This is a genomic window from Streptomyces sp. rh34 (assembly GCF_002551245.1).
Taxonomy (GTDB): Bacteria; Actinomycetota; Actinomycetes; order Streptomycetales; family Streptomycetaceae; genus Streptomyces.
Window position 1 is genome coordinate 1 of the sequence record NZ_NTGZ01000348.1, and the last position, 6,259, is coordinate 6,259.

The 6,259-nt window shown below is 74.1% G+C and carries 7 protein-coding genes and 1 pseudogene; 3 read left to right on the forward strand and 5 right to left on the reverse strand.

What is annotated here, in order from left to right:
* Positions 1-158: pseudogene (locus tag CR470_RS40905) on the forward strand (TetR/AcrR family transcriptional regulator); the annotation flags it as partial.
* A gap of 10 nt (positions 159-168) precedes the next feature.
* On the opposite strand, the gene msrA reads toward CR470_RS40905, so the two are convergent.
* Both msrA and CR470_RS34790 read right to left on the reverse strand, forming a co-directional pair.
* Positions 169-834: a peptide-methionine (S)-S-oxide reductase MsrA gene (msrA, locus tag CR470_RS34785; RefSeq protein WP_097871433.1), complete on the reverse strand. Its 666-nt coding sequence runs from the start codon at positions 832-834 to the stop codon at positions 169-171.
* 125 nt (positions 835-959) lie between these two features.
* On the reverse strand, positions 960-1,859 hold the full coding sequence (locus CR470_RS34790) for a LysR family transcriptional regulator (protein WP_097871441.1): 900 nt from the start codon (positions 1,857-1,859) through the stop codon (positions 960-962).
* A gap of 132 nt (positions 1,860-1,991) precedes the next feature.
* Between CR470_RS34790 and CR470_RS34795 the strand changes: the two genes are divergently transcribed.
* Positions 1,992-3,203 (forward strand): MFS transporter, encoded by a 1,212-nt coding sequence (locus CR470_RS34795; RefSeq protein ID WP_097871435.1) that lies wholly within the window; start codon positions 1,992-1,994, stop codon positions 3,201-3,203.
* A gap of 57 nt (positions 3,204-3,260) precedes the next feature.
* Here the strand turns inward: CR470_RS34795 and CR470_RS34800 are convergent, their stop codons facing one another.
* Entirely contained in the window at positions 3,261-4,364 is a 1,104-nt protein-coding gene (locus CR470_RS34800; protein WP_097871437.1) for a hypothetical protein, read from the reverse strand.
* Between the two features lie 67 nt (positions 4,365-4,431).
* On the opposite strand from CR470_RS34800, the gene CR470_RS34805 reads away from it, so the two are divergent.
* On the forward strand, positions 4,432-5,577 hold the full coding sequence (locus CR470_RS34805; RefSeq protein WP_097871439.1) for a cystathionine gamma-synthase: 1,146 nt from the start codon (positions 4,432-4,434) through the stop codon (positions 5,575-5,577).
* A gap of 84 nt (positions 5,578-5,661) precedes the next feature.
* On the opposite strand, the gene CR470_RS34810 is transcribed toward CR470_RS34805, so the two are convergent.
* Both CR470_RS34810 and CR470_RS34815 read right to left on the reverse strand, forming a co-directional pair.
* On the reverse strand, positions 5,662-5,853 hold the full coding sequence (locus tag CR470_RS34810) for a DUF1059 domain-containing protein (RefSeq protein ID WP_069752587.1): 192 nt from the start codon (positions 5,851-5,853) through the stop codon (positions 5,662-5,664).
* A gap of 70 nt (positions 5,854-5,923) precedes the next feature.
* Positions 5,924-6,181: a hypothetical protein gene (locus tag CR470_RS34815; RefSeq protein ID WP_097871443.1), complete on the reverse strand. Its 258-nt coding sequence runs from the start codon at positions 6,179-6,181 to the stop codon at positions 5,924-5,926.
* Between the last annotated feature and the right edge of the window lie 78 nt (positions 6,182-6,259).

A 6,259-nucleotide genomic window follows, 5' to 3' on the forward strand; every position in this document is an offset into this window, starting at 1 on the left:
CGGCCCACCTGGCCGCCGTCGCCGCCGAGGGCCGCCACCCCCACCTGCTCGCCGCCCTCACCACGGCGGGCGCACCGCCCCCGGCCGACCGGGACGCCCTGTTCGTCACGCTGCTGCGGCGGCTGCTTCCGGCGATGCTCGGCCAGGGGGACGCGTAGGGGCCCGGGATCAGCCCTCGACCGGGGCCACGCCGATCGGGCAGGAGACGCCCGTGCCACCGATGCCGCAGTAGCCGCCCGGGTTCTTGTCCAGGTACTGCTGGTGGTACGCCTCCGCCGGCCAGAACGGGCGGCCCTCGGCCGGGAGGATCTCCGTGGTGATCTCCTTGTGGCCCGACGCCGTCAGGACCTTCTGGTACGCCTCACGGGAGGCGTCGGCGGCCGCTGCCTGGGCGGGGGAGTGGGTGTAGATCGCGGAGCGGTACTGGGTGCCCACGTCGTTGCCCTGGCGGAAGCCCTGCGTCGGGTTGTGCGACTCCCAGAAGAGCTTCAGCAAATCCGTGTACGGGACGACGGCCGGGTCGAAGACCACGCGTACCGCCTCCGTGTGCCCGGTCAGGCCCGAGCAGGCCTCCTCGTACGAGGGGTTCTCCGTGTAGCCGCCCTGGTAGCCGACGAGCGTCGTCCAGACGCCCTCGGTCTGCCAGAACTTCCGCTCAGCGCCCCAGAAACAGCCCAGCGCGAAGTCCGCCACCTCCAGGCCCTCCGGATACGGGCCCACCAGGGGGTTGCCGAGGACCGTGTGGCGGGAGGGAACGGTGAACTCGGGGACGGGGCGGCCGCGCAGGGCCTGCTCCGGGGTGGGGAGCTCGGGGGTGCGGTGGTTCAGGAACATGCGGGGGCTCCTCCGGGGGTCGGTGTTCGGTAGCTACAACAAGGGAGCGGCCGCCGGGATTCCGGGGCGTGGGGGGTGTGGAGGCGTGGGGTGTGGAGGTGCGGGAAGCACGGGGACCTGCCCGCTCACCCCGCCTCCGCCGCCGTCACCGCCGCCAGCGCCCGCGCGAAGCCCCGCGTCCGGGCCGTCTCGTGGTTCCGGTGCCACACCAGCGCGAGGGACGAGTCGGGGAGGCCGGTCACCGGGACGAAGGCCACCGCGTGGCTGCCGTAGTAGTCCGCCGTCGGGTCGCACAGCAGCATCGCGCCCCGGCCCGCCCGCACCAGGGCCAACCCCTCCTGCAGGCTGCTCACCGCGGGCCCCGCCGGGATCGCACGGCCGCCGGGCGTGACGACCGGGGCCTGGGCCAGCCGCCAGTATTCCGGGGCCGCCCCGTGGACGCCGATGAGCGGGCAGCCCGCCAGCTCATCGGCGTCCACGGGGCGGCGCGCGTACGGGTGCCGTTCGGAGACGGCGAGGGCCAGCGGCCGGGCGGAGAAGACCGGGCCGAGCACCAGCGCGTCGTCCAGGACCGGCATCAGGACCACCGCCGCGTCCACCTCCCCGCGGTGCACCGCGCCGAACGGGTCGGAGAGCGGGATCTCCACGATCTCGGCGGTGCAGTCGGGATGCCCGTCCCGGAAAGCCACGACCGCCCGCATGAACGGGTCGTTCGCCGTCCCCTGGAAACCGACGCGGAACACGCCGCCGACACCCCGCGCCACCTCCCGCGCCTCCTCGACCGTCGCGACGATCGCGTCGAAGGCGGGACGCAGCCCCGCATGGAGCTGTTCGCCGAGCGGGGTGAGCCGGACCCGACGGCTCGTGCGGTCGACCAGCCGGCCGCCGATCCGGTTCTCCAGGGCCCGCAGCAGCTGGCTGATCCGGCTCTGCGAGAGGTAGAGGCGCTCTCCGGCACGGCCGAAGTGGAGCTCTTCGGCCAGCGCGAGGAAGGCCTCCAGCTCCCGGATCTCCGGATTGCTCACGTGTTCCCTCCGCCGCCCGTCCCCTTCGTCGCGATCGCCCACCGTCTCCGTCCCCGGATCCATGAGCTCAGCTCATAGAAGGACGAGAGTTCGGCCGTTGTTCCCGTCCTCCGCCCCCGGTTGGCTGGAGACATGACACCGGCTCAGGAATCCTCGACCTCCCCTTCCGTCCGGCCCGCACCCGTGCCCCACGGCTGGCCGGGTGTGGCGGCCCTCGCGCTCGGCACGTTCACGGTGGTCACGTCCGAGATGCTGCCCGTCGGGCTGCTCACGCCGATGGGCCGCTCGCTCGGCGTCCCGGAGGGCGTGGCCGGTCTGACGCTGACCGTCACCGGCCTCGTCGCGGCGCTCTCGGCCCCGGCCCTCGTCCCCCTGCTCGGCCGCGCCGACCGGCGTACGGCCCTGTGCGTGCTGGTCGGGGTGCTGGTCGCAGGCAACCTCGGCGCGGCCTGGGCGCCGGACTTCGGGACCATGGTCGCCGCCCGCGTCCTGGTCGGCATCGGCATGGGCGGCGTCTGGGCGGTCGCGGCCGGGCTCGCGGTGCGCCTGGTCCCGGCGAAGTCCGCCGGCGCCGCCACCTCCCTGGTCTTCAGCGGTGTCGCCGTGGCGTCCGTCCTGGGCGTCCCGGCCGGAACGTACCTCGGCGCCGTCGCGGGCTGGCGCGCCGCGTTCCTGGCGGCTGCCGGGTTCGGGGCCCTCGTGCTGGTCGCGGCGGCACTCCTGCTGCCCCGGCTGCCCGCCGAGCGCACCGTTCCGCTCGGTGGGGTGCTGCGGCTGACCCGCGACCCCCGGCTGCGTACCGGTCTCCTCGTCGTCGGCTTCCTGGTCACCGGGCACTTCGCCGCGTACACCTACATCAGGCCGGTCCTGGAGGACGTCACCGGCGTCGGCGCGGGCACGATCGGCACCCTGCTCCTGGTGTACGGAATCGCCGGCGTGGCCGGTAACTTCCTCGCCGGGGCCGGTGCCGCCCGCTCGCCGCGCACGACGCTGCTGGTGATCGCCGCGGTCCTGGCGCTCACCGTGGCCGCTCTGCCGTGGCTGGGCGGTTCCCCCGCCCTCGCGGCCGTCCTGATGGTGGTCTGGGGCCTCGGCTACGGCGGTGTCTCGGTGGGCACGCAGACCTGGGTGCTGCTCGCCGCCCCCGATGCCCGCGAGGCCGCCTCCTCGCTGTTCGTCGCGGTGTTCAACGGAGCCATCGCGCTCGGGGCGCTGGCCGGCGGGCTGGTGGCGGACCGCGTCGGCGTCACGGCGGTCATGGGGACGGGCGCGGCGCTCGTGGCCGGTGCGCTGGTGACCACGGCGGTCGGCCGGGCCCCGGCCCCCGCGTCCGCCAGGCCGTGACCCCGTACGGGATCCGCGTACGGGATCCGCGTACGGAACCACCGCGCGGAAGAGTGGTCAGTGCGGCAGAGTCGCCGGGCTCCCGCCGTTCGCCTCGTACCCCGCGACCGCCAGCGCCCGGTAGACCGTGTACTGCGCGGCCGGGTCCGCGTCCGCCGTCCACGGCAACGCGCCCACGTGGCCGTCGATCCGGATCAGCTGGTGCATCGCCTCCGACCAGCGCTCCATGTGGACCAGGAAGAGCACCAGGAGATGGCGGACATGGGCCAGCATCGGATCGTCCGGCCGCGCCGCGTGCACCGCGAACATCGCGCCCTCGACCGCCTTGGTGACCACCTGGCTCCGGTAGAAGCCCTGCACGAGGTTGACCTCCGGCAGGTGCTCGTACACCGCGAACAGCGGGAGCGCCGCGAGCAGCGAGCCCCGCGGGGCGCGGGCGGCGGCGGCCGTGGCGAAGGCCTCGGCGTCCTTGCGCGAGCCGTGCCACTTCTCGCAGTGGAAGTGCAGCGCCGCGATGTGCGCGCCCAGATGGGCCGGAGCCCGGTCAATGATCTTCGCCCAGAGCTGGTCGAACTGCTCGGGGGTGTAGCCGAGCCCCCGGGCCACCGCCAGCTCCACGATGTACGGGACGGGGTCGCCCGGTGCGAGCAGGGCCGCTTCGCCGCAGACCGTACGGGCCTCCTCCAGGATGATCCGGAAGTCGTCGCTCCCCGCCGCCGAGGACCGCCACGCCTGCTGCACCAGGAACTCCGCGTGCACCGCCGCGCCGCCCGCGTCCTTCGGGGACTCCGCGCGCCAGGTCCGCAGCCACGCGCCGCCCGCCCCGGGCCGCTGCGCCAGCTCCAGCGAGGCCGCGCCCGCGAAGGCCTGGATCCGCTGCCAGCGCACCTCGCCCTCCTTCGGCGTCCCGGCGAGCAGCTGGGCGGCCGCCCGCCAGTCCTGGGTGCCCTGGACGACGTCGAGCACGTCGAGGAGGTCCTGGTCGGGGCCGGGCATCCGGACGTCCAGCTCCTCCTGGCGGGCGAAGCCGTACGTGTCCGGGTCGGCGGCGTCCGGCGAACCGGGGGCGACCTGACGGATACCGCCCCGGCGGCGGATGACCCAGGGGCCGACAACCGCCGCGAACAGGCACATCGCGAGCAGGAACAACAAGATCTCCATGACCCCATTGTCCCCGGAGCGGCAAGTGGCCGGTACGGGCCCTCTCCACGAACTACGCTCGGGCCTCATGAGCGACCAGTACAGCTTCGAAACCCGCGCCATCCACGCGGGAAACACCGCCGACCCCCTCACCGGCGCGGTGGTTCCGCCGATCTACCAGGTCTCCACGTACAAGCAGGACGGCGTGGGCGGACTGCGCGGCGGCTACGAGTACAGCCGCAGCGCCAACCCGACCCGCACCGCGCTGGAGGAGAACCTCGCGGCCCTCGAAGGCGGCCGCCGCGGCCTCGCCTTCGCCTCCGGCCTCGCCGCCGAGGACTGCCTCCTGCGTACGCTGCTGACCCCCGGCGACCACGTGGTCATCCCGAACGACGCCTACGGCGGCACGTTCCGGCTGTTCGCGAAGGTCGCCTCGCGGTGGGGCGTGGAGTTCTCCGTGGCCGACACCTCGGACGTGGCCGCCGTACGGGCCGCGCTCACCCCGCGCACCAAGGCGGTCTGGGTGGAGACCCCGTCCAACCCGCTGCTCGGCATCACCGACATCGCCGCCGTGGCGCAGGTCGCGCGGCAGGCCGGGGCCCGCCTCGTCGTCGACAACACCTTCGCCTCCCCCTACCTCCAGCAGCCCCTCGCGCTCGGCGCGGACGTCGTCGTGCACTCCACCACGAAGTACATGGGCGGCCACTCCGACGTCGTCGGCGGCGCGCTCGTCGTCGGCGACCCGGAGCTCGCCGAGGAACTGGCGTACCACCAGAACGCCATGGGCGCGGTCGCCGGCCCGTTCGACGCCTGGCTCGTGCTGCGCGGCATCAAGACCCTCGCCGTCCGCATGGACCGGCACACCGAGAACGCCACCAAGGTCGCCGATCTGCTGACCCGGCACCCCAAGGTCTCCCAGGTCCTCTACCCGGGCCTGCCCGAGCACCCCGGCCACGAGGTCGCCGCCAAGCAGATGAAGGCGTTCGGCGGCATGGTGTCCTTCCGCGTCGCGGGCGGCGAGGAGGCGGCGGTCGAGGTCTGCAACCGGGCGAAGCTCTTCACGCTCGGCGAGTCCCTCGGCGGTGTGGAGTCCCTCCTGGAGCACCCGGGCCGGATGACGCACGCCTCCGCCGCGGGCTCCCCGCTGGAGGTCCCGGCCGACCTGGTCCGGCTCTCCGTCGGCATCGAGAACGGCGACGACCTGCTCGCCGACCTCACCCAGGCACTGGGCTGATCCCGGAGACCGGAGACCGGAGACCGGAGCACGGAACACAGAACACCAGGGGCGCCCGCCCGAACCGGAGGGCGCCCCTCACGTTCAGACGCTCACCTTCTCGTCCTCCAGCATGCCCCTGACCTGCTCACGCAGTTCGGGACCGTCCTCATGCCCATGGACCGACGCGGCGTGCTCGCTCGCGGCCCGGACGACCTCGTCCTCCTCACCGGCGATGGTGAGGGTGCAGTTCATCTCGCTCGGATACTTGCGGCAGTCCGCGATCTTCCTCGTCATCACGGCCTCCTCGGCTCGTACGACGACCGACCTCTCCAGCGTAGGCCCGCAGGGGGCGGACCCCAACGGCTCACCAGCCCTCCAACGGCGGAGTGACCTGTGCGGGCTCGGTCGCCCACGGCTGCTCGACCTCGGCCCAGACCAGGAACGCCGCGAGCGCCGCGGCCAACAGCCAGCCCGTGGTCCGCAGTACCGCCCGGCGCAGCCGCAGTCGGCGCCCGCCGCGCCGGACGGCCCGCGCGGCCAGGTCCGGCGGCAGGGCCGGATGCGGGCCGTCCAGCATCCGGCGGACCTGTTCCTCGCGCGGGTCCCGGCGGTCGGCGCTCACGGCGTCGCCCGGGAGTCCGGGGCCGGCCGCGGCCCGGCCGTACGGTGCGAGGGCGCCCGCCCCGGACCGGCGCCACGC